The sequence below is a fragment of the Croceicoccus marinus genome, from assembly GCF_001661675.2.
Lineage (GTDB): Bacteria > Pseudomonadota > Alphaproteobacteria > Sphingomonadales > Sphingomonadaceae > Croceicoccus > Croceicoccus marinus.
Window position 1 is genome coordinate 1,631,743 of record NZ_CP019602.1, and the last position, 25,267, is coordinate 1,657,009.

At 66.1% G+C, this 25,267-nt stretch carries 28 protein-coding genes; 17 read left to right on the forward strand and 11 right to left on the reverse strand.

What is annotated here, in order from left to right; genetic code table 11:
- The first annotated feature begins 10 nt into the window (after positions 1-10).
- Entirely contained in the window at positions 11-1,027 is a 1,017-nt protein-coding gene (locus A9D14_RS07685; protein WP_066844891.1) for a sensor histidine kinase, read from the forward strand.
- A 34-nt stretch (positions 1,028-1,061) separates the two neighbouring features.
- Here the strand turns inward: A9D14_RS07685 and A9D14_RS07690 are convergent, their stop codons facing one another.
- The 3 genes from A9D14_RS07690 to hrcA all read right to left on the reverse strand — a co-directional run bounded on the left by A9D14_RS07690 (position 1,062) and on the right by hrcA (position 3,166).
- Positions 1,062-1,325, reverse strand: coding sequence for a glycine zipper domain-containing protein (locus A9D14_RS07690; protein WP_066844893.1), 264 nt, complete (start codon positions 1,323-1,325; stop codon positions 1,062-1,064).
- Between the two features lie 126 nt (positions 1,326-1,451).
- A complete protein-coding gene (gene grpE, locus A9D14_RS07695; protein WP_066844896.1) occupies positions 1,452-2,033 on the reverse strand; it encodes a nucleotide exchange factor GrpE in 582 nt (193 codons plus the stop codon).
- A 71-nt stretch (positions 2,034-2,104) separates the two neighbouring features.
- Positions 2,105-3,166: a heat-inducible transcriptional repressor HrcA gene (hrcA, locus tag A9D14_RS07700; RefSeq protein ID WP_066844899.1), complete on the reverse strand. Its 1,062-nt coding sequence runs from the start codon at positions 3,164-3,166 to the stop codon at positions 2,105-2,107.
- Between the two features lie 141 nt (positions 3,167-3,307).
- Here hrcA and rph point away from each other — a divergent pair, with 141 nt between their 5' ends.
- The 4 genes from rph to A9D14_RS07720 all read left to right on the forward strand — a co-directional run bounded on the left by rph (position 3,308) and on the right by A9D14_RS07720 (position 5,943).
- Entirely contained in the window at positions 3,308-4,027 is a 720-nt protein-coding gene (rph, locus tag A9D14_RS07705; protein ID WP_066844902.1) for a ribonuclease PH, read from the forward strand.
- Entirely contained in the window at positions 4,024-4,659 is a 636-nt protein-coding gene (gene rdgB / locus A9D14_RS07710) for an RdgB/HAM1 family non-canonical purine NTP pyrophosphatase (RefSeq protein ID WP_066844905.1), read from the forward strand. Before rph ends, rdgB begins: the two co-directional genes overlap by 4 nt.
- Positions 4,660-4,772: 113 nt before the next feature.
- On the forward strand, positions 4,773-5,132 hold the full coding sequence (locus A9D14_RS07715; RefSeq protein ID WP_066844908.1) for a hypothetical protein: 360 nt from the start codon (positions 4,773-4,775) through the stop codon (positions 5,130-5,132).
- Positions 5,133-5,205: 73 nt separating this feature from the next.
- Entirely contained in the window at positions 5,206-5,943 is a 738-nt protein-coding gene (locus tag A9D14_RS07720; protein ID WP_066844911.1) for an NRDE family protein, read from the forward strand.
- Here the strand turns inward: A9D14_RS07720 and A9D14_RS07725 are convergent.
- On the reverse strand, positions 5,940-6,506 hold the full coding sequence (locus A9D14_RS07725) for a CAP family protein (protein ID WP_232468461.1): 567 nt from the start codon (positions 6,504-6,506) through the stop codon (positions 5,940-5,942). The two genes, A9D14_RS07720 and A9D14_RS07725, sit on opposite strands and share 4 nt — an antisense overlap.
- A 71-nt stretch (positions 6,507-6,577) precedes the next feature.
- On the opposite strand from A9D14_RS07725, the gene hemW reads away from it, so the two are divergent.
- Both hemW and A9D14_RS07735 read left to right on the forward strand, forming a co-directional pair.
- A complete protein-coding gene (gene hemW / locus A9D14_RS07730) occupies positions 6,578-7,732 on the forward strand; it encodes a radical SAM family heme chaperone HemW (protein WP_066844913.1) in 1,155 nt (384 codons plus the stop codon).
- On the forward strand, positions 7,729-8,652 hold the full coding sequence (locus A9D14_RS07735; protein WP_066844923.1) for a tyrosine recombinase XerC: 924 nt from the start codon (positions 7,729-7,731) through the stop codon (positions 8,650-8,652). The genes hemW and A9D14_RS07735 overlap by 4 nt, the downstream gene beginning before the upstream one ends.
- Positions 8,653-8,655: 3 nt before the next feature.
- On the opposite strand, the gene A9D14_RS07740 is transcribed toward A9D14_RS07735, so the two are convergent.
- From A9D14_RS07740 to rsmI, 4 genes are read right to left on the reverse strand one after another with little or no spacing between them, the layout of a single operon-like run.
- The gene (locus A9D14_RS07740) at positions 8,656-9,273 is read right to left on the reverse strand and encodes a DedA family protein (RefSeq protein WP_066844925.1); all 618 of its coding nucleotides are present in this window, start codon (positions 9,271-9,273) and stop codon (positions 8,656-8,658) included.
- 48 nt (positions 9,274-9,321) lie between these two features.
- Entirely contained in the window at positions 9,322-10,263 is a 942-nt protein-coding gene (gshB, locus tag A9D14_RS07745; RefSeq protein ID WP_232468897.1) for a glutathione synthase, read from the reverse strand.
- Between the two features lie 53 nt (positions 10,264-10,316).
- Positions 10,317-10,682: a YraN family protein gene (locus A9D14_RS07750; protein ID WP_066844929.1), complete on the reverse strand. Its 366-nt coding sequence runs from the start codon at positions 10,680-10,682 to the stop codon at positions 10,317-10,319.
- Positions 10,679-11,518 (reverse strand): 16S rRNA (cytidine(1402)-2'-O)-methyltransferase, encoded by an 840-nt coding sequence (gene rsmI / locus A9D14_RS07755; RefSeq protein ID WP_066844931.1) that lies wholly within the window; start codon positions 11,516-11,518, stop codon positions 10,679-10,681. Before rsmI ends, A9D14_RS07750 begins: the two co-directional genes overlap by 4 nt.
- 40 nt (positions 11,519-11,558) lie before the next feature.
- On the opposite strand from rsmI, the gene A9D14_RS07760 reads away from it, so the two are divergent.
- From A9D14_RS07760 to A9D14_RS07790, 7 genes are all read left to right on the forward strand, one after another.
- On the forward strand, positions 11,559-12,782 hold the full coding sequence (locus A9D14_RS07760) for a penicillin-binding protein activator (RefSeq protein WP_232468462.1): 1,224 nt from the start codon (positions 11,559-11,561) through the stop codon (positions 12,780-12,782).
- 283 nt (positions 12,783-13,065) lie between these two features.
- Positions 13,066-15,087 (forward strand): DNA topoisomerase IV subunit B, encoded by a 2,022-nt coding sequence (gene parE / locus A9D14_RS07765; RefSeq protein ID WP_066844933.1) that lies wholly within the window; start codon positions 13,066-13,068, stop codon positions 15,085-15,087.
- A complete protein-coding gene (locus tag A9D14_RS07770) occupies positions 15,084-15,785 on the forward strand; it encodes a hypothetical protein (RefSeq protein WP_232468463.1) in 702 nt (233 codons plus the stop codon). Before parE ends, A9D14_RS07770 begins: the two co-directional genes overlap by 4 nt.
- An 82-nt stretch (positions 15,786-15,867) precedes the next feature.
- Positions 15,868-16,713 carry an AAA family ATPase gene (locus A9D14_RS07775; protein WP_066844936.1) on the forward strand — a complete coding sequence of 282 codons (846 nt, stop codon included), beginning with the start codon at positions 15,868-15,870 and terminating at the stop codon, positions 16,711-16,713.
- Positions 16,714-16,739: 26 nt separating this feature from the next.
- Entirely contained in the window at positions 16,740-17,795 is a 1,056-nt protein-coding gene (locus A9D14_RS07780) for a hypothetical protein (RefSeq protein ID WP_066844939.1), read from the forward strand.
- 4 nt (positions 17,796-17,799) lie between these two features.
- Positions 17,800-18,981, forward strand: a complete 1,182-nt coding sequence (locus tag A9D14_RS07785) for a vWA domain-containing protein (protein WP_066844942.1) — start codon at positions 17,800-17,802, stop codon at positions 18,979-18,981.
- Between the two features lie 74 nt (positions 18,982-19,055).
- On the forward strand, positions 19,056-19,370 hold the full coding sequence (locus tag A9D14_RS07790; RefSeq protein WP_066844945.1) for a hypothetical protein: 315 nt from the start codon (positions 19,056-19,058) through the stop codon (positions 19,368-19,370).
- Between the two features lie 9 nt (positions 19,371-19,379).
- On the opposite strand, the gene A9D14_RS07795 is transcribed toward A9D14_RS07790, so the two are convergent.
- Positions 19,380-20,582 carry an exo-beta-N-acetylmuramidase NamZ family protein gene (locus A9D14_RS07795; RefSeq protein WP_066848588.1) on the reverse strand — a complete coding sequence of 401 codons (1,203 nt, stop codon included), beginning with the start codon at positions 20,580-20,582 and terminating at the stop codon, positions 19,380-19,382.
- 14 nt (positions 20,583-20,596) lie between these two features.
- Positions 20,597-21,133, reverse strand: coding sequence for a DOMON-like domain-containing protein (locus tag A9D14_RS07800; RefSeq protein ID WP_066844946.1), 537 nt, complete (start codon positions 21,131-21,133; stop codon positions 20,597-20,599).
- 106 nt (positions 21,134-21,239) lie between these two features.
- Between A9D14_RS07800 and tyrS the strand changes: the two genes are divergently transcribed.
- The 3 genes from tyrS to A9D14_RS07815 all read left to right on the forward strand — a co-directional run bounded on the left by tyrS (position 21,240) and on the right by A9D14_RS07815 (position 23,720).
- Positions 21,240-22,475: a tyrosine--tRNA ligase gene (gene tyrS, locus A9D14_RS07805; protein ID WP_066844947.1), complete on the forward strand. Its 1,236-nt coding sequence runs from the start codon at positions 21,240-21,242 to the stop codon at positions 22,473-22,475.
- 98 nt (positions 22,476-22,573) lie between these two features.
- The gene (locus A9D14_RS07810) at positions 22,574-22,915 is read left to right on the forward strand and encodes a PilZ domain-containing protein (protein WP_066844949.1); all 342 of its coding nucleotides are present in this window, start codon (positions 22,574-22,576) and stop codon (positions 22,913-22,915) included.
- A gap of 73 nt (positions 22,916-22,988) precedes the next feature.
- Entirely contained in the window at positions 22,989-23,720 is a 732-nt protein-coding gene (locus A9D14_RS07815) for an NYN domain-containing protein (protein ID WP_066844952.1), read from the forward strand.
- A 76-nt stretch (positions 23,721-23,796) separates the two neighbouring features.
- On the opposite strand, the gene A9D14_RS07820 is transcribed toward A9D14_RS07815, so the two are convergent.
- On the reverse strand, positions 23,797-25,164 hold the full coding sequence (locus tag A9D14_RS07820; protein ID WP_066844954.1) for a hypothetical protein: 1,368 nt from the start codon (positions 25,162-25,164) through the stop codon (positions 23,797-23,799).
- Between the last annotated feature and the right edge of the window lie 103 nt (positions 25,165-25,267).

The following is a 25,267-nucleotide window of genomic DNA, read 5'->3' on the forward strand; positions in this document are numbered from 1 at the left end:
GGGAGGCCGGGTGCGTATCAGCAGGACAGATTTCGTCGGCGCGTTCGAGACGCCGCTGCAGCGCGTGCTGGCGGGCATCGCGTTCGGCCTCGCCTGTTCGCTGGTGATGATCCTGCTGCGCGGGATCGTGAACCTGTGGGCGCCCACGTCCGGCCCCTTCGCGCTGGTCTATCCCACGATCCTCATCGCGACGCTCTATGGCCGCTGGCAGGCGGGGCTGGTCAGCTATGTCATCGGCTTCCTGTGGGCCTGGTGGCTTGTCCTTCCCGAAGCGCATTCGTTCCGGTTCGAGGTTGCGACCGATCCGTCGCGGGTGGCGATCAATGCGTGGAGCGCGATGATCGTGGTCATCCTTGCCGAGGCCTGGCGCCGCGCAGTGCGCGAGGCTGCCGTGGCCCGTGACCTCGAGATCAAGCGGCGCGACATGCTGATGGCCGAACTTGAGCATCGCACGAAGAACAATTTCGCATTGGTCGCCAGCCTGCTCTCGCTGCAGAGGCGCCGCCTCGACAATCCCGCCGCCTCGGCCGCGCTGGACGAAGCGATCGGGCGCGTCAGCACCTTCGCGAGCGCATACGAGAACCTGGCCGCCGCGCATGGCGAAGGCGTCCAGGTCAGCATGAAGGATTATCTGAGCGAAGTGGTCCGCCGGATCGCAAGCGGCGTGTTCGACGATACGGTGCGGGTCGAGGCCCGGATCGACGATTGCTCGATGCCGCGGCAGACCGCAGTGGCGATCGGGCTGTTCACCAACGAAGCGCTGACCAACGCCGCGAAATATGCGTTTCCCGACGGGACTACCGGCCAGATCGATCTGTCATTCGTATGCGAAGGCGAAGCGTGGAAGCTGACCATTTCGGACAATGGCATCGGGGACGCGGGCCCGCGCATGGGCCGGTCGAACAATGCCCGCCCGGGACTGGGCACCGGCCTGATGAAAGCCTTCGCCCAGCAGGCGGAAGCCGATCATGACATCGTCATCGAAAATACGGGCCGCACGGTGACCCTGACCCGCTCAGCGCATTGAGCGGGCCGGGCCAGCCCTGCGGCCCTGAACGCGATCAATCGCGGCAGTCGTTATCCAGATAGCCTGCTTCGTTATATCCGTCGCAGCTGTCGTTCTTGTCGGTGAAATAGCCGATCGCGCCGCCCGCGGCAGCGCCCACGGCAGCAGCCGTACCGACATCGGCACCGGTCACGGCCCCGACACCGGCACCCGCGGCAGCACCCAGGCCGGCACCTTCCACGGCGTAGTTATCGGCACAGGCGGCAGTGGCCAAGGCAGCACCGGCAATCAGCGGCAGGGACAATTTCTTGATGTTCATGGCAATTCTCCGCATCGAGTGATTGCCGACTCAATGCGGAGAGTAGCCAAGACGTTCCCGCGCCTCGCCCCGTCCGCGACCAGATGTGATGCTGGGCAGACGACGCGAGCGGCAATCGCGCAGGCGTCAGTCGGGCTTTTTCGCCACGCCCACCATCGCGGGCCGTAGCAGGCGGTCCTTGATCATGTAACCCGCCTGCATCTCCTGCACCACGGTGCCGGGTTCGACCTCGTTGGTCGGAATCTCGATCATCGCCTGGTGCTGGTTGGGGTCGAGCGGCAGGCCCTTGGCGGCAATCCGGCTGATGCCGTGCGATGCGAACACCTTGTCGATCTCGCGCCCGGTCGCCTCGATCCCGGCGATCAGGCCCTTCCACTTTTCGTCATCGCGCAGATCGGCAGGAATGGCGTCGAGCGCGCGCGAAAGATTGTCGGACACCGACAGGATGTCGCGGGCAAAGCCGGTCGCGGCATAGGCGCGCGCATCGGCGATCTCCTTCTCCATCCGGCGGCGCAGGTTCTGCGTGTCGGCACGGGCATACAGCACCTGCTGCTTCGCCTCGTCCAACTCGGCACCCAGCTTGACCAGCGCGTCATCCACGCTTTCCTCGTCGGCCTCGCCTTGCTGGTCGTCGCGGTCAATCATGTCTTCGGGAACGCCCTTCAGTTCGTTCTCGGCTGCTTCGTCGCGCGTTCTGTCGTCGCTCATGGCGCTGTATCTGTCCTGACTGTCTCGAAAAAGGTCTCTCGCCAAACCGGCCGCCACGGGAAACGATCCCTTCAGCGTCCCGAATGGCCCGCACGCGCGTCCAGGCTGAGGCCAAGGCTGCGCGCGGTGAAATCCACCATGGGGACGAGCCGCGCGTAATTCAACCGCGTCGGCCCGATCACCCCGACCACGCCGATCACTTTCCCCTCGCGGTCGCGATAGGGCGATGCGATCACCGACGACCCGGAAAGCGAGAAAAGCTTGTTTTCGGACCCGATGAAGATGCGCGCCCCGTCGGCGTCGCGCGCATTGTCCAGAAGCGCGGCGACCTGTTCCGACCGTTCGATGTCGTCGATCAGCATGCGCACGCGTTCAAGATCGCCCATCGCGACTTCGTCCAGCAGGTTCGCCTGCCCCCGCACGATCAGCACCGGGCGGCGCGCCGCATCCTCGCTCCACACGGCCAGTCCGCGTTCGACCAGGTCGCGCGCGGCGGCGTCCAGCTCGGCCCGCTCGCTGGCGATCTCGCGGTGCATGGCGCGCGCGGCTTCCGCCAGGGTGCGCCCCTGCAGGCGCGCGGTGATGTAGTTGGCGGCTTGCTCAAGCGCGGCCGGATCGGTGCCGCTAGCCAGCGGAACGACGCGGTTCTCGACATCGCCGTCCTCTCCCACCAGCACCGCCAGCGCCCGGTCATCGCCCAGCGGTACGATGCTCATCTGCTGCAGGCGCGGTTCGCGCGCGGGCACCATCACCACGCCCGCACAGGCCGACAGGCTGGACAAGAGCGCGGACGTGCGTGCCAGCGCCGTCTCGACCGGGCCGGAGCCGGACAATTCCCGTTCGATCACCGCGCGTTCGGCGGCGCTGGGTTCGGCCACCTGCATCATGCCGTCGACGAACAGCCGCAAGCCCGTCTCGGTCGGCAGGCGCCCCGCGCTGGTATGCGGCGCGGCCAGCAGCCCCAGCCGCTCCAGATCCGCCATCACCGACCGGATCGATGCGGGCGACAGGTCCAGCCCGCCCGCCAGCGTCTTCGACCCCACCGGCTGCCCGTCGCCCAGATAGCCCTCCACGACGAGACGGAATATCTCGCGCGCACGGTCCGACAGTTCGAGAAGCGGTGGGCTGGGCATGGGGATGATCTAGGTCGTGCGGCCCCTGCGCTCAACCGGAATCGATGATCGGGGCACGGGCACCCATTCCCGTCTTGCACCGCGCGGGCAAAACTTTCACAGGGGCGGCCGGAATTGAACACGAACTGCAAAGGTATTCCCATGCGCCCATCCGGCCGCGCCGCCGACCAAATGCGGACCATCTCGATCGAGACCGGCTTCACCAGGCATGCCGAGGGCTCGGTCCTCGTCAGCTTTGGCGACACCAAGGTGCTGTGCACCGCCAGCGTCGAGGAGCGGGTGCCGCCGTTCATGCGCGGCAAGGGCGAAGGCTGGGTAACGGGCGAATATTCGATGCTGCCCCGCGCCACCCACACGCGCGGCAGCCGCGAGGCGGCCAAGGGCAAGCAGTCGGGCCGCACGCAGGAAATCCAGCGCCTGATCGGGCGTTCGCTGCGCTCGGTGACCGACCTCAGGAAACTGGGCGAGCGGCAGATCACGCTGGACTGCGACGTGCTCCAGGCCGACGGCGGCACGCGCACCGCCGCGATCAGCGGCGCATGGGTCGCGCTGCGCCTTGCGGTCCAGGGGCTGATGAAATCGGGCGCGATCAAGGACGATCCGCTGACCCGCAAGATCGCTGCGGTGTCCTGCGGCATCTGCAACGGCACCCCGGTCCTCGACCTCGACTATGCCGAGGATTCGAGCGCCGATGCCGATGCCAATTTCGTGCTGATCGAGGGCGGCCACATCGCCGAGGTCCAGGCCACCGCCGAAGGCTCGACCTATGACGAGGAGCAGCTCCTGCGCCTCCTGCGCCTCGCCCGCACCGGCTGCGACGAGATCTTCCGCGCGCAGGCCGCGGCGGTCGCCGGCGCATGACGGACGCTCCCCGCCTCGGTTCCGGTTCGCTGGTCATCGCCACGCATAACGCGGGCAAGCTGAAGGAAATTTCGGCCCTGCTGGCGCCCTATGGCATGAACTGCATCTCGGCAGGCTCACTGGGCCTGCCGGAACCGGCCGAGACGGGAAATACTTTCGCCGAAAACGCGCTGATCAAGGCGCGCGCGGCGGCGGAAGCGTCGCAGATCGCGGCGCTTGCGGACGATAGCGGCCTTTCGGTCGACGCGCTGGGCGGCAGGCCGGGCGTCTACACCGCCGACTGGGCGCAGCGGCAATGGTTCGAAGGCGATCCGGGCCGCGACTGGTACATGGCCATGGGCAAGGTCGAAGGGCTGCTGGCCGAGCAAGGCCCTGATGTCGACCGCAGCGCCCATTTCTCATGCACGCTGGCGATCGCCTGGCCCGACGGGCGGCACGCCGTGTACGAGGGTCGCGTCGAAGGGTCGCTGACATGGCCGCCGCGCGGTGCGTTGGGCTTCGGCTATGACCCGGTGTTCGTACCCGCGGGACGCGAGCAGACCTTTGCCGAGATCGACCCGGACGAAAAGCACGCGATCAGCCACCGCGCCGATGCGTTCGCAAAGCTGGTTGCCGAGCAGTTCGGCGCCTGATCGGTTCGCTCCCCGCAGGCCGGCGAACTTGCCGCCAAGACCCCGGCGTTAAGAGAATCTCAATAACCGCACCCGCACAATTCCCCCAGAAATCTCGAGTTCAGGAGATTTGCGTGGGTCGTCTCAAAATCACCCCGATCATCGACCAGCAGGCCATCAAGGCGCGCTGCCGCTATCGCATGGGAACGGGAGTCTCATTCCCCGCCAACCTGGTCGAGCTGACACAGGAAGGCGCCCGGATCGAGGGGATTTCCCGCCAGCTGGGTCCACGGGACAAGCTGACCATCTCGTTCGGCGGCCTGTCCGCGATCGACGCCGAGGTGCAATGGATCGAGCGTGGTCAGGCGGCGCATCTGCGCTTCATCAACCCGCTCTATCCCGCGGTGCACACCTTTGTGCTGGCCCGCCTGCGCGGCGCGCATTTCGAAGTGCGCCGCCCCAAGCCCAAGCCCGTCTTCCGCGCCTGCTGCTGACCGCCGCTCTGGCGCGGCAGGGCCGCATCGGCTAGGCGAACCTCCTGCCTGAAACGGGGAGGAAGGCCGGAGGATGTGCGTTGCTGCCGTGGCATGGGACTGCCACCCGGACCTGCTGCTTGTCGCCATCGCCAATCGCGACGAGTTTCACGAAAGGCCGACCGCCCCTCTTGCCCGCTGGAGCGATGCGGCCGATGTCATCGCCGGACGCGACCTGCGCGGCGGCGGAACCTGGCTCGGCGTGTCGGAGGCAGGGCATTTCGCGTTGCTGACCAATTTCCGCGATCCGCAAGGCTTTGCTCACGGCAGGCCGTCGCGCGGCGCGGTGGTGACCGATCTGCTGGCAGGCAGGACCCCCGCGCGGATGGATGCCATGAACCCGCTCAACGCCTTCCATGCCGCAGCCGGCGGGGCGCGCTTCCTCACCAACCATCCCGAACGCCTGGACCAGCCGCTGCCGGGCGGCATTCACGGCCTGTCGAACGGCCCGTTCGCCGCGCCATGGCCCAAGACCGCACAGCTATGCAGCGACCTGGGCATCTGGCTTTCGGGCGATGACCGCGACATAGAACCTTTGTTCGCGGCGCTGCGTGCGGAAAGGCCGCGACCGGCGGACCCCGCCCCGATGCACTCGCCCGAGCCCGACTATGCGCCCGTGTTCATCGCAAATCCCCGCTATGGCACCCGCTGCAGCACCGTCGTCACCATCACGCGCGGCGGTTCGGGCCAGATCGCGGAGCGCAGCTTCGATGCCGCTGCAAACCCCGTCGACACGCGCCGCATCGCCTTTCGCTGGCCGGCGCCGGGCTAGAGCACCGGCTGCCCCATGACATTTCCCGCGGGCCAGTAACGGCAGACCAGCCAGTCCTGACCGCCACCAGCGGCCACCGCGCAGCCGACCCTTTCGGTATCGCGCCAGATCAGCTGGGTATAATGCCCGACGTCGCGCCACTGGCCCGTGGCGGAGACGTCGGGAAAGCTCTCACGCTGGAAATGGCGCTTTTCGTCGATGAAGGTGCCGATCATCTCCTCGGCGGTGTAATAACGCTCGGTTCCGCGCCACAGGTTCTCGCCCGCCCCGCGCCGGGCGGACGGATCGGCGTGGTCCATGCTTTGCCTTCGCGCCAGCTCGGCGGCCCATTGCCCGGCTTCGGCGGCGAGCTGCGGATCCCATTCCAGCGGGGGCACGCCGACGCGGTCCCGCTCGTCATTATGGGCGGCCAGCAGACGCTGTGCAAAGCTGCCGGCAGGTACGCTCTCGACGCGCGGATATTTGTCCGAATAGCCCCATTGCTGCTGCGCCGATGCGGGCAGCGCCGCCGCCGCGACCACCATGCCCAAGGCGGTCAATCCCGCTGCGATCCCGTGCTTCATCTGTCGATCCCTGTGCGTTGGTCCTGTCACCAAGCTTGACTTGCAGCGCTGAACAGGTGCTGAAACGCCGCATGGCGCTGGCGCTCTACATCCATTGGCCTTTCTGCCTGAAGAAATGCCCCTATTGCGACTTCAACAGCCACGTCCGCAGCGGCGTCGACATCGGGGCATGGGAAGCGGCGCTGCTGGCCGACATGGCGCATGAGCGCGAGGCGACCGGCCCGGATCCGCTGACATCGATCTTCTTCGGCGGCGGCACGCCTTCGCTGATGCCGCCCGCGCTGGTGGAACGGCTGATCGCGCAAGCGACCCGCCTGTGGACCCCCGCCCCCGGCCTTGAGATTACGCTGGAGGCCAATCCCTCCTCGGTCGAGGCGGCGGCCTTCGGCGATCTTGCGCGCGCTGGCGTCAACCGCGTGTCACTGGGCCTGCAGAGCCTGAACGATGAAGCATTGCGATTCCTTGGCCGCCTGCACGATGCCCGCGAGGGCACCGCCGCGCTGGAAGTGGCGCAGAATGCGTTCGAACGCGTCAGCTTCGACCTGATCTACGCCCGCCCCGGCCAGAGCGCCGCCGAATGGCAGGTGGAACTGGCGCGCGCGCTGGCATTCGGGACGGGGCATCTCTCGCTCTACCAGCTGACGATCGAGCCGGGGACGCGCTTTGCCACCGATCATCGGCTTGGCCGCTTCGCCCTGCCCGAAGACGACCTGGCCGCCGATATCTTCACGCTTACCCGCGACATGACGGCAGCGGCGGGTCTGCCAGCCTATGAAGTCAGCAACCATGCTCGCCCCGGCGAGGAGAGCCGCCACAACCTGACCTATTGGCGCTATGGCGATTATGTCGGCATCGGCCCCGGCGCACATGGCAGGCGCCGATCGGTGGCGACGCAGCGCCATCGCAAGCCCGAAAACTACCTCTCGGCCTGCACCCGCAACGGCCACGGCATGTCCGAAAGCCGCCCGCTGGCCGCATCCGAACAGGCATCCGAAGCGCTGATGATGGGGCTGAGGCTGGAGGAAGGCGTCGATCTGGCGCAGATGGCGCACCGCTTCGGCCTGCCGGGGGACGCGCTGATCGATGCGGACAAGGCGCGCTTTTACCGGGGGCTTGGCATGATCGAGCGCGATGGCCCACGTCTGCGGGTCGCGCCGCAGGGCATGGTGCTGCTCGACGCCTTGCTGGGCGAGCTTGTTTCCGCCGAATTGCTGGCCGCGACATGAACATGCGCGCCGACCTGCTGGAGCAATGGCACGCGCATCTGGCATTCGGACTTCGCCGATCGCCGCATACGGTGCGCGCCTATGGCGACGCGGCGCGGCGGTTCCTGGAATGGCTTGGCGACGGGGAATGGTTGGGCGACGGGGCGGACTGGCGGCAGGTGGCGGGCTGCAAGGCGGCGGACATGCGCCGCTATCTGGCGATGCGGCGCGGCGGCGGGCTTTCCAATGCCTCGGCCGCGCGGGAATTGTCGGCACTGAAGGCGCTGATCAAATTCGCGCTGGCGCAATCGGGGAACGAGGACCTGGCCCCTCCCCGCCTGCGCGGCCCGCGCGTCGCCAAGGGCCTGCCCCGCGCGGTCACTCCGGACGAGGCAGTGAACCTGGCCGAAACCGCTGCCGAGAATGCGGACATCGACTGGATCGGCGCGCGCGACCGCGCGGTCCTGCTGCTGCTGTATGGCGCGGGCCTGCGCATCGACGAGGCGCTGTCGCTGGATTGCGGCATATTGCCGATCGGCGCGACGATCACCGTGACCGGCAAGGGCCGCAAGCAGCGGGTCGCACCGATCGTGCCGCTGGTGAAGCAGGCGATCGAGGATTATCTTGCGCGGCAGCCATGGCCCGCGGGGCCGCGCGATCCGCTGTTTCGCGGGGCCAAGGGCGGCCGCCTGTCGCAAGGCGTGGTGCAAAAGGCCACCGCTCGTGCACGCGTCTTGCTTGGCCTGCCCGCCAGCGCCACGCCCCATGCGCTGCGCCACAGCTTCGCGACGCATCTGCTGGCGGCGGGCACCGATCTGCGCAGTCTTCAGGAACTTCTGGGCCATGCCAGCCTCGGCTCGACCCAGATCTATACCAAGGTGGATGCGGCCGTCCTGCTCGACGTCTACCGCGACGCGCATCCCCGAGAGCGCGAGGACTGAGGCCTACTCGCTGTCCTGCACCCGCTCACGCGGCTTCCATGTGACGACACGGAAGACATAGCCGACCAGCATCAGCCCGATCAGCACCCAGGTGCCGATACCGACCCAATGTTCGAAATCGGTGACGAAGCCGGCAAGCAGGCTGGCACCCGCGATCAGCAAGGTGTTCCAGATCGCGGCCCCGGCGGCAGTGAAGATGAGGAACCGCCACACGCTCATATGCGCGAGGCCAGCGGGCAGCGAAACGATGGTCCGCATCAGCGGCGAAAAGCGCAGGAAGAACACCACCCACTGGCCGTGCTTGCGGAAGAAGCGGCTCGTTTCCTCGACATGCTGCCAGTCCAGCGTCAGCCAGCGGCCGTGGCGTTCGATGAACGGCTCCAGCCGGCGATAGCCGTATCTGTAGCCGATCCAGTACCAGACGTAATTGCCGGCCAGTGATCCGACGGTCCCCCAGATCAGCAGGGGCAGAAACGACATCGTCCCGCGCGCGACCAGCAGCCCGCCCACGCCCATGATCACTTCGCTGGGGATCGGGGGGAAGATATTCTCGATCGCCATCAGGAGGGCTATGCCGAAATAGCCCCCCTTCTCGATCATGGTGATGATCCAGTCCGTCATTGGGTGGATAACGCAGCCGGGCCGTTATGGCTCCCCTTGCGCCGTCCTTCAGCGGCCAAGCCGTGCCTCGATCGCGTCCCAGATCATGCCGGGGGTATCGGTGCCGTTGAAATTGTCGACCGCGACGATGCCGGTCGGACTGGTGACGTTGATCTCGGTCAGCCATTTTCCGCCGATCACGTCGATCCCCACGAAGACGAGGCCCAGTTCCTTCAGCTGCGGCCCCATCGCGTCGCAGATCTCCTGCTCACGCGGGGTCAGCAACGTGCTTTCGGCGTACCCGCCCTGCGCCAGGTTCGATCGGAACTCCCCCTCGCCCGGCTTGCGGTTGATTGCGCCCGCGACGATGCCGTCGATCAGCACGATGCGCTTGTCGCCTTCGCTCACTTCGGGAAGGAAGGGCTGGACCATGAAGGGTTCGGGCCAGGTGGTGTTGAACATCTCGACCAGTGCGGAAAGATTGCCGCCGTCCTTGTCGATCTTGAACACCGCCTTGCCGCCATTGCCGTGCAGCGGCTTGATGACGACCGCGCCGTGCTCGGCCATGAAATCGCGCACTTCCTCGATCCGGCGGGTGATCAGCGTGGGCGGCATGAAGCGTGCGAAGTCCAGCACATAGACCTTTTCGGGCGCATTGCGGACCGAAACCGGGTCATTCACGACCAGCGTCTCGCCCTTCAGCCGCTCGAGCAGCCAGGTGCCGGTGAGATAGCCGATGTCGAAGGGCGGATCCTGGCGCATCAGCACGACATCGATGTCGCTGCCGAGGTCGATGGTGCGATGCTCGCCCATCTCGAAATGATCGCCCTTGACCTTGCGGACCGTTACCGGCGCGGCCCACGCGGTCACGCGCCCGCCGCCCGAACCGTCGGACTTCCAGCTGAGCGAGCGCACGTCGTAATGGAACAGGCTATATCCGCGCTTTTGCGCCGCAAGCATCAGGGCGAAGCTGGAATCGCCAGTGATATTGATCGTCTCGATCGGGTCCATCTGGACGGCGATGCGCAAGGGATGGGGCACGGTTCTTCCTTTAATGGCAGGCATCAGAACTGGCCTGCATTCTCCAGATGGCGCGGCGGCTGGCCGGGTGCAAGCAGCAGCACGTCGATCCGCATGTCGTCGCCCGGCTGCAGGAAGCGATGCGCCTCCGCCTCGGCAGCGGCGCAGACCCGCGCCAGGCGGCGGGCGTCGATGGCGGTGTCCAGTCCGGCCGCGGTCTGGCGCCATTTGACTTCTATAAAGGCCACGATATGGTCCTTTCGCGCCACCAGATCGACCTCTCCCGCCGCATTTCGGACGCGGCGCGCCAGGATCTGCCAGCCGCCGGCGTGGAGGAACAGCGCAGCCTCGTCCTCGCCGCGGCGGCCCTGCTTTTCGGCGCGGGTGCGGCGAACGGCTTCGCCCTTCACGCCTTCAGTTCCATCGCGCGTGCATACAGCGTCTTGCGGTCGAGGCCGTGCGCCTTTGCCAGCTTCGCCGCCGCCTGGCTCGGCTTGTCGGTCGTCAGCGCCTCGGCCAGCAGGGCGTCGATGTCGATGTCCTCCGCCGCCTCGGCGACAGGGGGGCCGATCATCAGCACGATCTCGCCCCTTGGCGGATGGGCGGTGTAATGGGCGGCCAGTTCGCCGGCCATCCCGCTGCGGCATTCCTCGTGCATCTTGGTGAGTTCGCGGCCCACTGCGATGGTCCGGCCCGGCAGCGCCTGACCGATCGCCTCGAGCGCGGCGACCAGGCGCGGCGCGGTTTCATAGAAGACGAGGCTGCTGCGAATGCCGGCCAGTTCGGCCAGCACGTCGGCGCGCGCCTTCGCCTTTTGCGGCAGGAAGCCCGCGAACAGGAAGCGGTCGGTCGGCAGCCCCGCAATCGCAAGCCCCGCCACCACCGCGCTCGGCCCCGGAACAGTGACCACGTTCAGGCCCCTTGCCCGCGCTTCGTGTACAAGCCGGTAGCCGGGATCGGAAATCAGCGGCGTGCCCGCGTCGGACACCAGCGCCACCGGCGCGTCGGCGGCCAGGTCCAGCAGGCCCCCGCGCGCGCGCTCGTCGGCGTGGTCGTCATGACGGATCAGCCGCTTCTTCAGCCCCAGGTGCTGCATCAGCCGTCCGGTGACGCGCGTATCCTCGCACGCGACGGCCTCTGCCCCGCGCAGTATGGAAATGGCGCGCAGGGTGATGTCACCGAGATTGCCAATCGGCGTCGCTACAATATAGAGACCCGGTTCGAGGGATTCATCGCGTTGGTCCATGATCCGCGCTGATGCACGCCGTACTCTGGGAGATGCAAGCATGAACACGCGGGTCGCACCCAACTCCGCGCCTTTTGGCGTCCGCACCGCCGCCGACGACCGGACCATGGGGCGCCGCCGCGCCATCCGCATGGGCGCGGTCGGCTTTGGCGCGCTGGTGCTGGCAGGGTGCAAGGGCATCATTCCCGACGGGGGCAGCGCGCCCCCTCCCCCGCCGCCGCCGGTCGAGGGGCCGAGCGCGGGCGAACTGCCCGACGTGGACGAGGCGCGCCACCGCGTCGCGCTGCTGGTGCCGATGTCGGGCCAGAACGCCGCCGTGGGGCAAAGCCTGTCGAACGCAACCACCATGGCGCTGCTCGACACCAATACGTCGAACATCCGCATCACCAGCTATGACACCGCCAGCGACCCCGCGGGCGCTGCCCGGCGCGCCATCGCCGATGGCAACCGGCTGATCCTGGGCCCGCTGCTGGGCGAGAATGTCGATGCGGTGCAGGCCGTGGCCCGCCCCGCGCGGGTGCCGATCATCAGCTTTTCGAACGACAGCCAGGTGGCGGGCGACGGGGTCTATGTGATGGGGCAGATCCCCTCGCAGTCGATCGAGCGGACCATGACATATGCCCAGCAGAACGGCATCACGCGCTTTGCCGCGCTGGTGCCCAGCGGCGAATATGGCAAGCGCGCTTCGGATGCAATGCTGGCACATGCCCGCCGCACCGGGACACAGGTCGCCGCGATAGAGACCTATGACCGCGACAACAGCTCGCTGGCATCGGCAGTCCGCCGCCTGCAGGAAAGCGGCGATTACCAGGCGGTTCTGATCGCCGACGGGGCGCGCATCGCGGTGCGCGCGGGGCCGATGCTGCGCGATGCGGACCAGATGGCCAAGATCCTCGGCACCGAATTGTGGAGCGGGGACGCGCAGATCGCGCAGACGCCCGCGCTGCGCGGCGCATGGTTCTCGGCCGTGTCGGATGCGCGGTTCCAGCGGCTGTCGGACAGCTATAAAAGCCGGTTCGGTTCGGCCCCCTATCGCGTTTCGGCGCTGGGCTATGACGCGGTCCTGCTGACGATCCGGATCGCGCGCGACTGGCAGCCGGGCGATCCGTTCCCGGTGTCGCAGCTGGACGATCCCGCCGGGTTCCTCGGCCTGGACGGGGCGTTCCGCTTCGACGACGGCGTGGTGAAGCGCGCGTTCGAAGTGCGCGAGGTTACGGTGAACGGAATGAAAGTGGTTTCGCCCGCCCCGGCCAGCTTCGACTGATCCGCTTCGCGCCGGCGTTCGAGGGTGGGGAAGGAGTTGACGAGGCGGCGCCCTTGCCAGCTCTCACCCGTTGGGTAGCGGGTGGGGGAACGAGAGCCGAAGAGACATGTGCCGCGGGTTTTCCGCCCCGCGGACCCGTTCCTTATGCCGCGCCGCGCCTGTTCAGTAAAACGCGAAAAACCTGCGACAAAAATCGATTCGGTCGATCAGTCGCGCACAGCGCTGCTTATAACTTCCCGCGAAAGCTTGATCGGGGGGGCCGCGCGGGCCTAGCCTTGCGGCCATGCCACAAGACAATTCCGAAGACCTGTTCGACGCCAAGGCCACCGCCGCCGCGAAAAGCTATGACAGCTCCTCGATCGAGGTGCTGGAGGGGCTGGAGCCCGTACGCCGCCGCCCCGGCATGTATATCGGCGGCACGGACGAGCGTGCGCTGCATCACCTTGCCGCCGAGGTTCTCGACAACTCGATGGACGAGGCGGTGGCGGGCCATGCCAACCGGATCGAGGTCACGCTGGAAAAGGGCGAACCGGGCACGGCGGGCCGCATCACCATATCCGACAACGGGCGCGGCATGCCCATCGACGAGCATCCCAAATATCCCGGCAAGTCGGCGCTGGAAGTCATCCTGACGACGCTGCATTCGGGGGGCAAGTTCTCGGGCAAGGCATATGCCACCAGCGGCGGCCTGCACGGCGTTGGGGTGTCGGTGGTGAACGCGCTGTCGGCTCTGACCCGCGTGGAAGTGGCACGCGACAAGAAATTGTATGCGCAGGAATTTTCGAAAGGGCATCCCAAGGGTCCCATCGAGCACATCGGCGCCGCCCCCAACCGGCGCGGCACCACCGTCACCTTCACCCCCGATACCGAGATCTTCGGCGCGCAGAAGTTCAAGCCCGCGCGGCTGTTCCGCCTTGCCCGGTCCAAGGCCTATCTGTTCGCGGGCGTCGAGATCCGCTGGAAGTGCGACCCCGAACTGGCGAGCGAGGATGTGCCGGCCGAGGCGGTGTTCCAGTTCCCCGGCGGGCTTTCCGACCATCTGAAGGAACAGGTCGGCAGCCGCGAATGCGTCACGACCGAGTTCTTCTCGGGCTCGCAGGATTTCCCCGCGAACGAGGCGGGCGATCAGCAGGGCCGCGTCGAATGGGCGATCGCATGGCCGCTGTGGTCCGACGGATCGTACAGCTGGTACTGCAACACCATCCCGACCCCCGATGGCGGCACGCATGAACAGGGCCTGCGCGCGGCGTTGACCAAGGGGCTGCGCGGCTTCGCCGATCTGGTGGGCCAGAAGAAGGCCAAGGACATCACCCCCGACGACGTGGTCACGGGCAGCGAGGTGATGTTGTCGGTGTTCATCCGCGACCCGCAGTTCCAGTCGCAGACCAAGGACCGCCTGACCTCCCCCGAAGCGGCGCGGCTGGTCGAGAATGCGGTGCGCGACCATTTCGACCATTTCCTTGCCGACAACATGGACCGCGGCAAGGCGCTGCTTGGCGCAGTGATGGAGCGGATGGACGAGCGGCTGCGGAGGAAGCAGGAGCGCGAGATCAAGCGCAAGACCGCGACCAATGCCAAGAAGCTGCGCCTGCCCGGCAAGCTGACCGATTGCAGCGGCGAGACCGGGGCGGAGACCGAGCTGTTCATCGTCGAGGGCGATTCGGCGGGCGGCAGCGCCAAGCAGGCGCGCGACCGCAAGACGCAGGCGATCCTGCCGATCCGCGGCAAGATCCTGAACGTCGCCAGCGCCAGCGCCGACAAGATCCGCGGCAACCAGGAAATCGCCGACCTGACGCTGGCCATGGGCTGCGGCATCCGCAAGGACTGCAATCCCGACGACCTGCGCTATGACCGCATCATCATCATGACCGACGCCGATGTCGACGGCGCGCATATCGCGACCCTGCTGATGACCTTCTTCTTCCAGGAGATGCCCGAGGTCGTTCGGCGCGGTCATCTGTTCCTGGCCCAGCCGCCGCTGTACCGGCTGACCGCGGGGAAGGAGAGCCGCTATGCCCGCGACGACGCGCATCGCAAGGAGCTGGAGGAGACGGTCTTCAAGAACAGGAAGGTCGAGGTTTCGCGCTTCAAGGGACTGGGCGAGATGAACCCGCAGCAGCTGCGCGAAACGACGATGAGCCCCGAGAGCCGGGGCCTGATCCGCATCACCTTGCCGACCGAATACGAACAGCGCGCGGGCGTGTCGCGGCTGGTGGACGAGCTGATGGGCCGCAATCCGGAGCATCGGTTCAATTTCATCCAGAACCGTGCGGGCGAACTGGACCGCGACATGATCGACGCGTGACGGGGCCCTCCCCCGGCGCGCCTGGCGAGAACCTGCCCGATCCGCTGATACGGCGGATCCACCTGATCATCGTGGCCGTGATGGAAGTCGTCATGGCGGGCGAACTGGTCGTGCTGGCGATGGAACAGCGGTGGATGGGGATCTTCCTTGTCCTGATGCTGATGGCGGTGATCGGCGTGCCCGCCCTGTTCCCGCAGAAGCTACCCGTGTTCATCCCGGTCGAGATCCAGATCTTCGTGGTCCTGTTCATCTTCGCCACGCTGTTCCTGGGCGAGGTGCGCGATTATTACGAGCGTTTCTGGTGGTGGGACCTGGTGCTGCACACCAGTTCGGGCGTGCTGCTGGGGCTGCTGGGCTTCCTGTTCGTCTATATGGTCAATGAAAACGAGCTGGTCGACGTGACCATGAAGCCCAGCTTCGTCGCATTGTTCGCGTTCTTCTTCGGCGTCGGCATCGGTGCCTTGTGGGAAATCATGGAGTTTGGCGCGGACCAGCTGCTGGGCATGAACATGCAGAAGCCGATGCTGGGCGATCCGTCGGGGCTGACCGACACGATGTGGGACCTGATCGTCGACACGCTGGGGTCCGCCATCATGGCACTGGCGGGCTGGCGATACATGCTGCGCGCGCGGCGGGATCGCACGGATTACTGGCTGCGGCGCTTCGTCCGGCGCTATCCGCGGCTGTTCGGGCGCTGATTGGCGGCCATTCGGCGCGCTTGCGTTGCTGCGATGCGGTATCTAGCCTGCCCGGAAACGGACTGAGAGGCAGGAACCCAGCATGCAGCGCTTTACCGGCACCGAGAATTATGTCGCGACCGACGATCTGAAGGTCGCCGTCAACGCCGCCGTGACGCTTCGGCGCCCGCTGCTGGTGAAGGGCGAGCCGGGCACCGGCAAGACCGTGCTCGCGCACGAGATCGCCAGGGCCATCCGTGCGCCGCTGATCGAGTGGGGCGTGAAATCCACCACCAAGGCGCAGCAGGGCCTGTACGAATATGACGCGGTCGCCCGCCTGCGTGACGGACAGCTTGGCGACGAGCGCGTTCACGACATCTCGAACTACATCCGCAAGGGCAAGCTGTGGGAGGCGTTCACCTCGCCCGAACTGCCCGTGCTGCTGATCGACGAGATCGACAAGGCCGACATCGAGTTTCCCAACGACCTGCTTCAGGAACTCGATCGCATGAACTTCGACGTGTACGAGACCGGCGAGCGGATCGAGGCGAAGGAGCGGCCCATCGTGGTCATCACCTCGAACAACGAGAAGGATTTGCCCGACGCCTTCCTGCGCCGCTGCTTCTTCCACTACATCAAGTTCCCCGATCCCGAGACCATGGCCGAGATCATCGAGGTGCATTTCCCCGGCATCCAGCAGCGGCTGGTGTCGAAGGCGATGGAGATGTTCTATGAAATCCGCGACGTGCCGGGGCTGAAGAAGAAGCCCAGCACCAGCGAATTGCTCGACTGGCTGAAACTGCTGCTGGTCGAGGACATGCCGCTGGAGACATTGCAGCAGAAGGACCCGACCAAGGCGATCCCGCCGCTGCACGGCGCATTGCTGAAGAACGAGCAGGACGTGATGCTGTTCGAACGGCTCGCCTTCATGGCGCGGCGCGAACGATAGGCGCCGATCAGGGGGGAGAGAGGCGCATGTGGATCATGAAAGGCGCGGCACTGGGTATCGCGGCGGTGCTGTCCGCGGCGACGGCGCGGGCGGAATCGCAGCCCATCGACATCGCCGACGATGCCAGCTGGGTGCACGAGGATACCGGCATCACCGCGCCGCCCGCGATCGATGGCCTGCGCCGGTTCAACGCGACCTCCTATCTTCCGAACGGAGCGAACAACGGCTTTTCCTATAGCAGCGAGGACGAGGGGGAGCTGTTGTCGCTCTACGTCTATCGCGCGGGGTTCGTCGATGTCGCGATGTGGGGCGATGTCGCGATGATGTCGATGGCGGCCAACGCAAGCTATGACGGTGTCGATTACGGGAAGGGCCATGTCTCGCTGTTCGGAGACGACCGGATCGGCACCGACAGCGGGATCCGCTTCGTCATGCCTGTGCAGGGCAAGTTCCGGGCGACGGGGCTTGCGCTCTATGCGCTCGACCGCTGGCTGGTGAAACTGCGCTATTCCTCTGCCGCGCTGGATCCGCAGGCGCTCGACGCGCGGCTGGCCGGGCTGGTGCGGCAGATCGCCCATGCGCCCCCTGCCCGGCCCGCCCCCGCCGCCTATCGGGTCGAGCAATGCGGCAAGCCCATCAAGGAGAAAAAGGCCAGGCGCGCCGCGCTGGACGGGGGTCAGATGCTGGTGCAGGCGATGGGATATTCGCTGATCTTCGACGAAACCAGGGAAAAGGCCGAGCGCGTCACCGCCCCCGGACCGGTGCCCAGGCTGTGCCGCGACATGCTGGAATCGCAAGGCGCGATGCTTGTCTATCGCCCCGTCGATAACGAACGGGGCTATCGCATCGCGCTGGGGGACAGCGGCATCTCGATCTCCGTTTCCCAAGGCATGCTGCCCGATGATGGCGAAACCTATTGGGCGGCCCTGTCGAACGGCAGCGCGGTCGAACTCTATCGCCCTTTCGATGGCCTTCCCCGGATAGAGCAGACCATGGACGCGGTCTCAGACGAATCGCCGGTGGCGGCAGTGACGCGCAAGCCGGAGGGGGGCAGCGACGTCAGGATCCTGGCGCTGGAATGATCCCATGCTTCTGAACTTCCTCGACGAACTGCGCAGCGCGGGCATTCCCGCCAGCCTCAAGGAGCATCTGCTGCTTCTGGAGGCGCTCGACCGCGAGGTGATCGAGCGCCGGCCCGAGGATTTCTATTACCTCTCGCGCGCGGTCTATGTGAAGGACGAGGGGCTGCTCGACCGGTTCGATCAGGTGTTCCAGAAGGTGTTCAACGGCGTGCTGTCGGACCTGAACGACGACCGCACCGACATTCCCGAGGAATGGCTGCGCGCCGTGGCCGAGAAATTCCTGACGCCCGAAGAATTGGCCAAGATTGAGGAACTGGGCGACTGGGACGAGATCATGGAGACGCTGAAGAAGCGTCTGGAGGAGCAGGAAGGCCGTCACCAGGGCGGCAATAAGTGGATCGGCACCGGCGGGACCAGCCCGTTCGGCCATTCGGGCTATAATCCCGCGGGCGTTCGCATCGGCGGGCAATCGAAGCACAAGCGCGCGCTGAAGGTCTGGGAAAAGCGCGACTTCGCCAATCTGGACAACACCAGAGAACTGGGCACGCGCAACATCAAGGTGGCGCTGCGCCGCCTGCGCCGGTTCGCGCGCGAGGGGGCCGCGGAGGAGCTGGACCTCGACGCGACCATCGCGGGCACGGCGCGGCAGGGCTGGCTGGATATCCGCATGCGGCCCGAGCGGCACAATGCGGTGAAGCTGCTGCTGTTCCTGGACGTGGGCGGTTCGATGGACCCGCATGTGAAGCTGGTCGAGGAATTGTTCTCCGCCGCGACGGGGGAGTTCAAGAACATGGAGTTCTTCTACTTCCATAACTGCCTGTACGATTTCGTCTGGAAGGACAATTCGCGCCGCTGGCAGGACCGCACCCGGACGTGGGACATCCTTCACAAGTACGGGCACGACTACAAGGTGATCTTCGTCGGCGATGCCGCGATGAGCCCCTATGAAATCTCGCACCCCGGCGGGTCGGTCGAATACATGAACGACGAGGCTGGCGCGGTGTGGCTGCAGCGCGTGGCCAATACCTATCCGGCAACGATCTGGCTGAACCCCGAAGCAGAGCGCGCCTGGGACTACAGCCAGTCGAACCGCATGATCCGCCAATTGCTGAACGACCGCATGTACCCGCTGACGCTTGACGGGATCGAGGAGGCGATGCGGCAATTGAGCCGGAAGCAGGGATAGCGTAGAATGGCGGCCTGAAAGGAACCAGGGCGATGACCATTGCAACGGCCGTAGTTCCGCTTCTTGCGCTTGTGATGGCCGCGCCCGTCCCGGCCCAGACGGCAGCACCGGATAGCCTGGCGCTGCCGAATCATGCGGATCGGCCGCTTGCGGAAAACCGGCAGCGATGCCGCGAACGCATCGCGATAGTGCGCGATGATCGCGGCCTTCCCCCGCTGCCCGAACTGGATCGAGATCGGGATCGAACCGGACCAGAACCGCTTTTGATCGCCGCGGTGGATCGTCAGATCGACGGGTGTCCGGTTCTCGTCATGTACCGCGACCATGATGACATTCGCGAAGTCCCGCAGCCGGACGACCGCCGCGCGGGCCTGATGCCCGCCGGCTGAACCGGCCCTTCAGTAAAGCAGGAACGGCGCGATGTCTTCGCGCCAGCGTGCCTCGTCCGCGCCGGCAATCGCTTCCAGATCGGCGGGCGTCGATGCAGGGTCGTCGACCCATTCGCGCAGCGCCGGTCCGCCGTTGATGACGTCGATGGCCAGCCGGTCGAATTCATATTCGTACGGGAAATCCCGCCATAGATCGTAGTCGGGATACAGGCGGCGGATCGCCTTGAACGCCAGTGCCTGCAAACGCCACGGGCGGAAGGCGTGATGGTCGTAGAACGCCCCCTCCGCATGAATCATCAGGCCCGAGCAAAGCTTTCCGGCGTGCTTGTGGAACGTCGGTTCGAACCAGCATTCGCGCAGCGCGCAGCCTGCCAGCCATTCGGGCGCGAAGCGCTGCATCTCGGCCAGGATGGCCCTGGCATCCAGGTCGGGCGCACCGAACAGCACTTCCAGCGGGCGGGTGGTGCCGCGGCCTTCCGATACCGTCGCGCCCTCGATCATCACCGTCCCCGCATAGGCGCGCGCCATGTTTAAGTTCGCCGCGTTGGGACTGGGGTTGATCCAGATCCGGTCCTGCGGCCAGCCATGGCCGGAGGCGGCGTCGGGCTGCCAGCCCTCCATCGCGATCACGCGGTATCGCACGTCCAGGCCGAAATGGTCGATGAACCAGTGCCCCATCTCGCCCATGGTCATACCATGGCGCATGACCATGGGGCCCGCGCCGACGAAACTTTCCTGTCCGGGCAGCAGCAGCGTGCCTTCGACCGGGCGCCCCGCAGGGTTCGGGCGGTCGAGCACCCAGACTTCCTTCCCCGCCTCGGCAGCAGCCTCAAGCATGTAGAGCAGCGTCGTCACGAAGGTGTAGATGCGGCAGCCAAGGTCCTGCAGGTCGAACAGGAACACGTCGGCGGTCGACATCATCTGGCCGCTGGGGCGCCGCACCTCGCCGTAAAGGCTGAAGACCGGGATGCCATAGGCCGGGTCCGTCTCGTCCGCGGTCTCGACCATGTTGTCCTGCTTGTCGCCCTTCAGCCCGTGCTGCGGGCCGAAGGCGGCGGTGACGTTGATATCGCCGCACGCGATCAGCGCGTCGAGCGAATGGGTCAAATCCGCCGTGACCGATGCCGGATGCGCGACCAGCGCGACCCGCTTGCCCTTGAGCGGAGTGCGCAGGGCCGGATCGGCCAACAGGCGGTCAATGCCGAATTTCACGGTGGGATAAGACATCAGGCGGGCTCGATCTCGTGCAAAAAGGAATCGGGGTGGTGGAAGTCGGGACGCGCACCGGGATGGATCAGCGCCCAATAGGACAGGTGCCCGCCCTCTTCCTCAAGCACCATCGACAGGTTGGCGCGGGTGAAGCCGGTGATCTCGCGCGGGTTCAGCCGGGCATCCAGCACCACCATCGTGTCGCCCGTCCGCACCGAGATCTCTGGCAGTTCGAGCGGTTCGTACTGCCCGGCCGTCTGGCGGTAATCGCGGAAATCATAAGCGGCCCAGCGCCCGTTCGGGGCGAAATTATACTCGCGGTAACCCGGCGTGTCGGGGGCCAGGAAAAGCTCGGCGCAGCTGTGCTTCCACAACTCGTCGCCGCGGCCCCTGCCGGTGAACGGGGGAAGGACCAGCCGGTCGATGCCGGTGATGCGATAGCGCGCCAGCAGGCTGCCCGCCGAACCGCCGGTTCCGGGCAGGCGGATCAATTGGGCCTCCACCCGCTCGATCGCGAGCGGCGGCGTTTCGGCATGGCAGATGAGGCGCGACATCCGCCCTTCCTGCCCAAGCCTTCGCGGCTGCGCAATCGCCGTGATGCAGCCTGTGTGAAACTGCCGCTTTCCGGTTCCGGTGCTCCGTGCTAACCGCCGCGCCATCATGAGCCAGTACCATTCCGATCTGCTGCGCCTGCTGGACGAGCGGGGCTATATCCACCAGATGACCGATGCCGCCGCGCTCGATGCGCTGGCGCAGAAGCAGATCGTGCCGGGCTATATCGGCTTCGATCCGACCGCGCCTTCGCTTCATGTCGGCGGCATGGTGCAGATCATGCTGCTGCGCCGGCTGCAGCAGGCCGGTCACAAGCCGATTGTCCTTATGGGTGGCGGCACCGGCAAGATCGGCGACCCCAGCTTCAAGGACGAGGCGCGCAGCCTTTTGAGCGAGGAAAGGATCGCGGCGAATGTCGCGTCGATCCGGACCGTGTTCGAACGTTTCCTGAAATTTGGCGACGGCCCGACCGATGCGGTCATGGTCGACAATGCCGACTGGCTGGACCGGCTGGAATACATCCCCTTCCTGCGCGAGGTCGGCCAGCATTTCTCGGTCAACCGCATGTTGAGCTTCGATTCGGTGAAAACGCGCCTGGATCGCGAGCAGTCGCTCAGTTTTCTTGAATTCAACTACATGATCCTTCAGGCCTATGACTTCCGGGAACTGGCCCAGCGTATGGGTTGCCGGCTGCAGATGGGCGGAAGCGACCAGTGGGGCAATATCGTCAACGGCGTCGAACTGGCGCGCCGCATGGACGGGAACGAGGTTTTCGGCGTCACCACACCGCTTTTGACGACCGCGGACGGGACCAAGATGGGCAAGACCGTCGCCGGCGCGGTCTGGCTGAACGAGGACATGCTGCCTGCCTATGATTTCTGGCAGTACTGGCGCAATTGCGACGACCGCGACGTCGGCCGCTTCCTGCGCCTGTTCACCGATGTTCCGCTGGACGAGATCGCCCGGCTCGAAACGCTGGAAGGCAGCGCGATCAACGAGGCGAAGATCCGCCTTGCCGACGAAGTCACCGCGCTGTGCCGGGGCGAGGATGCGGCGATGTCCGCGCGCCGGACCGCCGAAGACGTCTTCGCCCGCGGCGGCGTGGGCGAGGATCTGCCCGAGCTGGCCCTGCCCGCCGAAGGCATGCCGATCGTGGCCGCGCTGACAGCGATCGGCTTTACCAAGTCGAACGGCGAAGCCAAGCGCAAGGTGGCCGAGGGCGCGGTCAGGCTGGACGATGCGGCGGTCGGCGATCCGCAGATGATCGTCACCCCGGTGGACGGCCGGAAGATCAAGCTGTCACTTGGCAAGAAGCGGCATGGGCTGCTGACGCTGCAGGGCTGAAATACACCTGTGGGAACACGGCCCAGGGACAACATTTTTAACGAAATATTCGCCATTCCCGCTTAGCCTTGGTCTTCTGGATGTGGAGGAGATGAACAGTGCTTGGCGGCGCCCAACTTTCGGTAACGGATCTGCGCCGCGCGGCGCGCCATCCGGTGGATTATCCGGTACTTGCCGAGCATCGCCGCCTGGGTGACGTCCATCTGCTGATCGTCAACCTGTCCGCCAACGGCTTCATGATCCAGGGCGAAAGCCCGCTGGGCCGGGGCGAGCGCGTGCTGATCCGCCTGCCCATCATCGGCCGGATAGAGGCGCATGTGATCTGGGTCGCCGACGACCGCGCCGGTTTCCAGTTCGAACGCATCGTGCGCCCCGACCTTTTCCGCCAGCTGGTCGAGGAAATGCAGCCGCGCGCCAGGGGCCGCCGCCGCCGCGGTTGATCCGGCGGCTGATCCGGCGTCTGGCGCGCGCTATGGCTTGCAATCGCCGTGCCGGCGCGACACATCGCGGGTCATGACAGAAGAATCGCTCAAGAACATCGCGCTGCTGATCGACGCGGACAATACGACCCCGCGCGGCATCGATCCCGTGCTGACCGCCCTTGCCAAGCTGGGGCAGGTGAATATCCGCCGCGCCTATGGCAACTGGGCCAAGCCCGCGCTGACCAAGTGGGCGGGACTGACCAATCGATATGGCATCCGCCCTCAGCAGCAGTTCGACCTGACCAAGGGCAAGAACGCCACCGACATGGCGATGACGATCGACGCGATCGACCTGCTTTACCAAGGCAAGGTCGACGGTTTCGGCATCATGAGCAGCGACAGCGATTTCACCCCGCTGGTGACACGGCTGCGACAGGACGGGCTGACGGTCTATGGCTTCGGCAGCGCCAAGGCGCCCGACGCGTTCCAGAACGCGTGCACGCGCTTCATCGACATCGACGCGCTGATCAAGGGCGACGAGGATATCGACGAAGGCTCGGTCCAGACCGCCAGTTCCAGGGACGAGCCCAAGCCGCGCGTCGATGACGAGATGATCGACCTGCTCGGCAAGTCGTGGCGCAACGCCAAGCGCGACGCGGACGGCTATGCGCGGCTTAGCGAAGTGGGGCAGATCGCGGGCAACCGGTCCAGCTTCGACGTGCGCAACTATGGCTACAAGCGGCTCAGCGATCTGCTGCGCTCGCTTGAACAGTTCGAGGTCACCGAAAGGGACGGGCATCCGGTGGTGAAGCGCCTGCGCTGACCGGCCCCGACCCTGAACCAACGAAAAAGGGCGGCCCCGCAAGGCCGCCCTTTCCCTTTGCACATCAAGCAGGCGATCAGCCGGCCTTCATGTCCGCATAGGCGATCCACGCCTTGGCGAGCGACGCGCGGTTGCCGCCGGTGATCTCGCCAAAGGCTTGCTTGGCTTCCGCCATCTTGCCCTGGTCGGCAAGCGCGATGCCCAAGCCCATCTGTGCCTTGGCCTTGTCCGCCGCGCCGGTTTCCAGTGCCTTGCGATACATCGCCTCGGCCTCTGCGGCCTTGCCATAGCCCAGATAGGTATCCGCCACCGCAAGCGCGCCATCGCCGGTCGCGCTGGCCGCATCGGCATCCAGCTCGCGCAGCGTCTGGTCGTAACGGTCGGCTCCGACGCGCGCGGCCTCGGTCACCATCGAATTGCCGGTCGGCAGCTGGGTCGAGCTGTCGGTGAAGGTCTTGGCTTCGCCCGGGCGACGCAGCGGCTGCATCAGCTCGATATAGGCCAGCGCCTGGCGATTGTCGGTGATGCCGTTGTCGCGCGCCATCAGGCGCAGCAGGTCCAGCTGCTCTTCATCGCTGAAGTTGGGGGTGTAGACCTCGACGATCTTGTAGGCCTGGTTGCGCGCCTGCTGGCGGCTGTCGGTCTGCAGCGTCAGCAGGCCCCAGTCATAGGCCTGCGCGGTCTGGCCTTGGTTCACCGAAGCGGCGAGGCCGTCGAACGCCCAGCCTTCGGGAACCGGCTGGCCCGCAGCCTGGCGCGCGTCGATCATCGAGCGCAGCTTGGTCAGGCCCTCTGCCGTCATGTCGTCGCGGAAATAGGCGTCGACCAGCAGCTTTTCAGCGTTGCTTTCGGTATAGCCGCCGTCGACCGCCTGCTGCAGCGCGGTGCGCGCCTTGGCGTAATCCTGCGCGTTGAAGGCCGTCTGGCCTGCGAAATAATGATACCTCGGCAGTTCCTCGGCCGGCAGCTTGCCGCTGTCGATCATCTGGTTGATGCCGCTGTTCTGCATCGAGAAATCAGCCATCTTCTGCCCGACGTTCAGTTCCATCTGGCCGAAGAACAGTCTGTCGTCCGGCGTCGTGATGGTCGGGCGCGCGGCTGCCATCTTGGCGGTGACGCCGCCCATCAGCTGGTCGACACGGGCGCGCGCCGCTTCAAGCTGCGACTGGGCCGCGGCACGCGCGGCATCGTCATCGGCGGACAGCGTGTTGTTCAGCGCGGTCATCGCCTGGTCCGAAGCGGCCTTCAGTTCCGGGTTATCGGCCGTGCCGTTCACCGATTCCTGGATCGCGATGGCATGGGGCTGGAACGCCTCGGAAATCTCGAGGCTGGATTCTTTTTCCTGCTTTTTCTGCGCATAGGCGGGAGCGGACACGCCCCCGACAGCGGTGACACCCAGGGTCAGGGCCAGTGCCATGGCCACGTGCGAAACGGAACGCTTCATCGAGTACTCCTTTGACTTACAGGCTTGGCGGATGCGCAGAGGGATGCGCAGCGCCCGATCTCTCACAAAAAATCGCGAACCAGATGGCGAGGAATATCCCGCA

Excerpts from the sequence above, each read along its gene's own strand:
- A9D14_RS07690 (WP_066844893.1), bottom strand. The coding sequence starts at position 1,325 with ATGAACATCAAGAAATTGTCCCTGCCGCTGATTGCCGGTGCTGCCTTG.
- grpE (WP_066844896.1), bottom strand. The coding sequence starts at position 2,033 with ATGAGCGACGACAGAACGCGCGACGAAGCAGCCGAGAACGAACTGAAG.
- hrcA (WP_066844899.1), bottom strand. The coding sequence starts at position 3,166 with ATGCCCAGCCCACCGCTTCTCGAACTGTCGGACCGTGCGCGCGAGATA.
- rph (WP_066844902.1), top strand. The coding sequence starts at position 3,308 with ATGCGCCCATCCGGCCGCGCCGCCGACCAAATGCGGACCATCTCGATC.
- rdgB (WP_066844905.1), top strand. The coding sequence starts at position 4,024 with ATGACGGACGCTCCCCGCCTCGGTTCCGGTTCGCTGGTCATCGCCACG.
- A9D14_RS07720 (WP_066844911.1), top strand. The coding sequence starts at position 5,206 with ATGTGCGTTGCTGCCGTGGCATGGGACTGCCACCCGGACCTGCTGCTT.
- A9D14_RS07725 (WP_232468461.1), bottom strand. The coding sequence starts at position 6,506 with ATGAAGCACGGGATCGCAGCGGGATTGACCGCCTTGGGCATGGTGGTC.
- hemW (WP_066844913.1), top strand. The coding sequence starts at position 6,578 with ATGGCGCTGGCGCTCTACATCCATTGGCCTTTCTGCCTGAAGAAATGC.
- A9D14_RS07735 (WP_066844923.1), top strand. The coding sequence starts at position 7,729 with ATGAACATGCGCGCCGACCTGCTGGAGCAATGGCACGCGCATCTGGCA.
- A9D14_RS07740 (WP_066844925.1), bottom strand. The coding sequence starts at position 9,273 with ATGACGGACTGGATCATCACCATGATCGAGAAGGGGGGCTATTTCGGC.
- gshB (WP_232468897.1), bottom strand. The coding sequence starts at position 10,263 with ATGGACCCGATCGAGACGATCAATATCACTGGCGATTCCAGCTTCGCC.
- rsmI (WP_066844931.1), bottom strand. The coding sequence starts at position 11,518 with ATGGACCAACGCGATGAATCCCTCGAACCGGGTCTCTATATTGTAGCG.
- A9D14_RS07760 (WP_232468462.1), top strand. The coding sequence starts at position 11,559 with ATGAACACGCGGGTCGCACCCAACTCCGCGCCTTTTGGCGTCCGCACC.
- parE (WP_066844933.1), top strand. The coding sequence starts at position 13,066 with ATGCCACAAGACAATTCCGAAGACCTGTTCGACGCCAAGGCCACCGCC.
- A9D14_RS07775 (WP_066844936.1), top strand. The coding sequence starts at position 15,868 with ATGCAGCGCTTTACCGGCACCGAGAATTATGTCGCGACCGACGATCTG.
- A9D14_RS07780 (WP_066844939.1), top strand. The coding sequence starts at position 16,740 with ATGTGGATCATGAAAGGCGCGGCACTGGGTATCGCGGCGGTGCTGTCC.
- A9D14_RS07785 (WP_066844942.1), top strand. The coding sequence starts at position 17,800 with ATGCTTCTGAACTTCCTCGACGAACTGCGCAGCGCGGGCATTCCCGCC.
- A9D14_RS07790 (WP_066844945.1), top strand. The coding sequence starts at position 19,056 with ATGGCCGCGCCCGTCCCGGCCCAGACGGCAGCACCGGATAGCCTGGCG.
- A9D14_RS07800 (WP_066844946.1), bottom strand. The coding sequence starts at position 21,133 with ATGTCGCGCCTCATCTGCCATGCCGAAACGCCGCCGCTCGCGATCGAG.
- tyrS (WP_066844947.1), top strand. The coding sequence starts at position 21,240 with ATGAGCCAGTACCATTCCGATCTGCTGCGCCTGCTGGACGAGCGGGGC.
- A9D14_RS07815 (WP_066844952.1), top strand. The coding sequence starts at position 22,989 with ATGACAGAAGAATCGCTCAAGAACATCGCGCTGCTGATCGACGCGGAC.
- A9D14_RS07820 (WP_066844954.1), bottom strand. The coding sequence starts at position 25,164 with ATGAAGCGTTCCGTTTCGCACGTGGCCATGGCACTGGCCCTGACCCTG.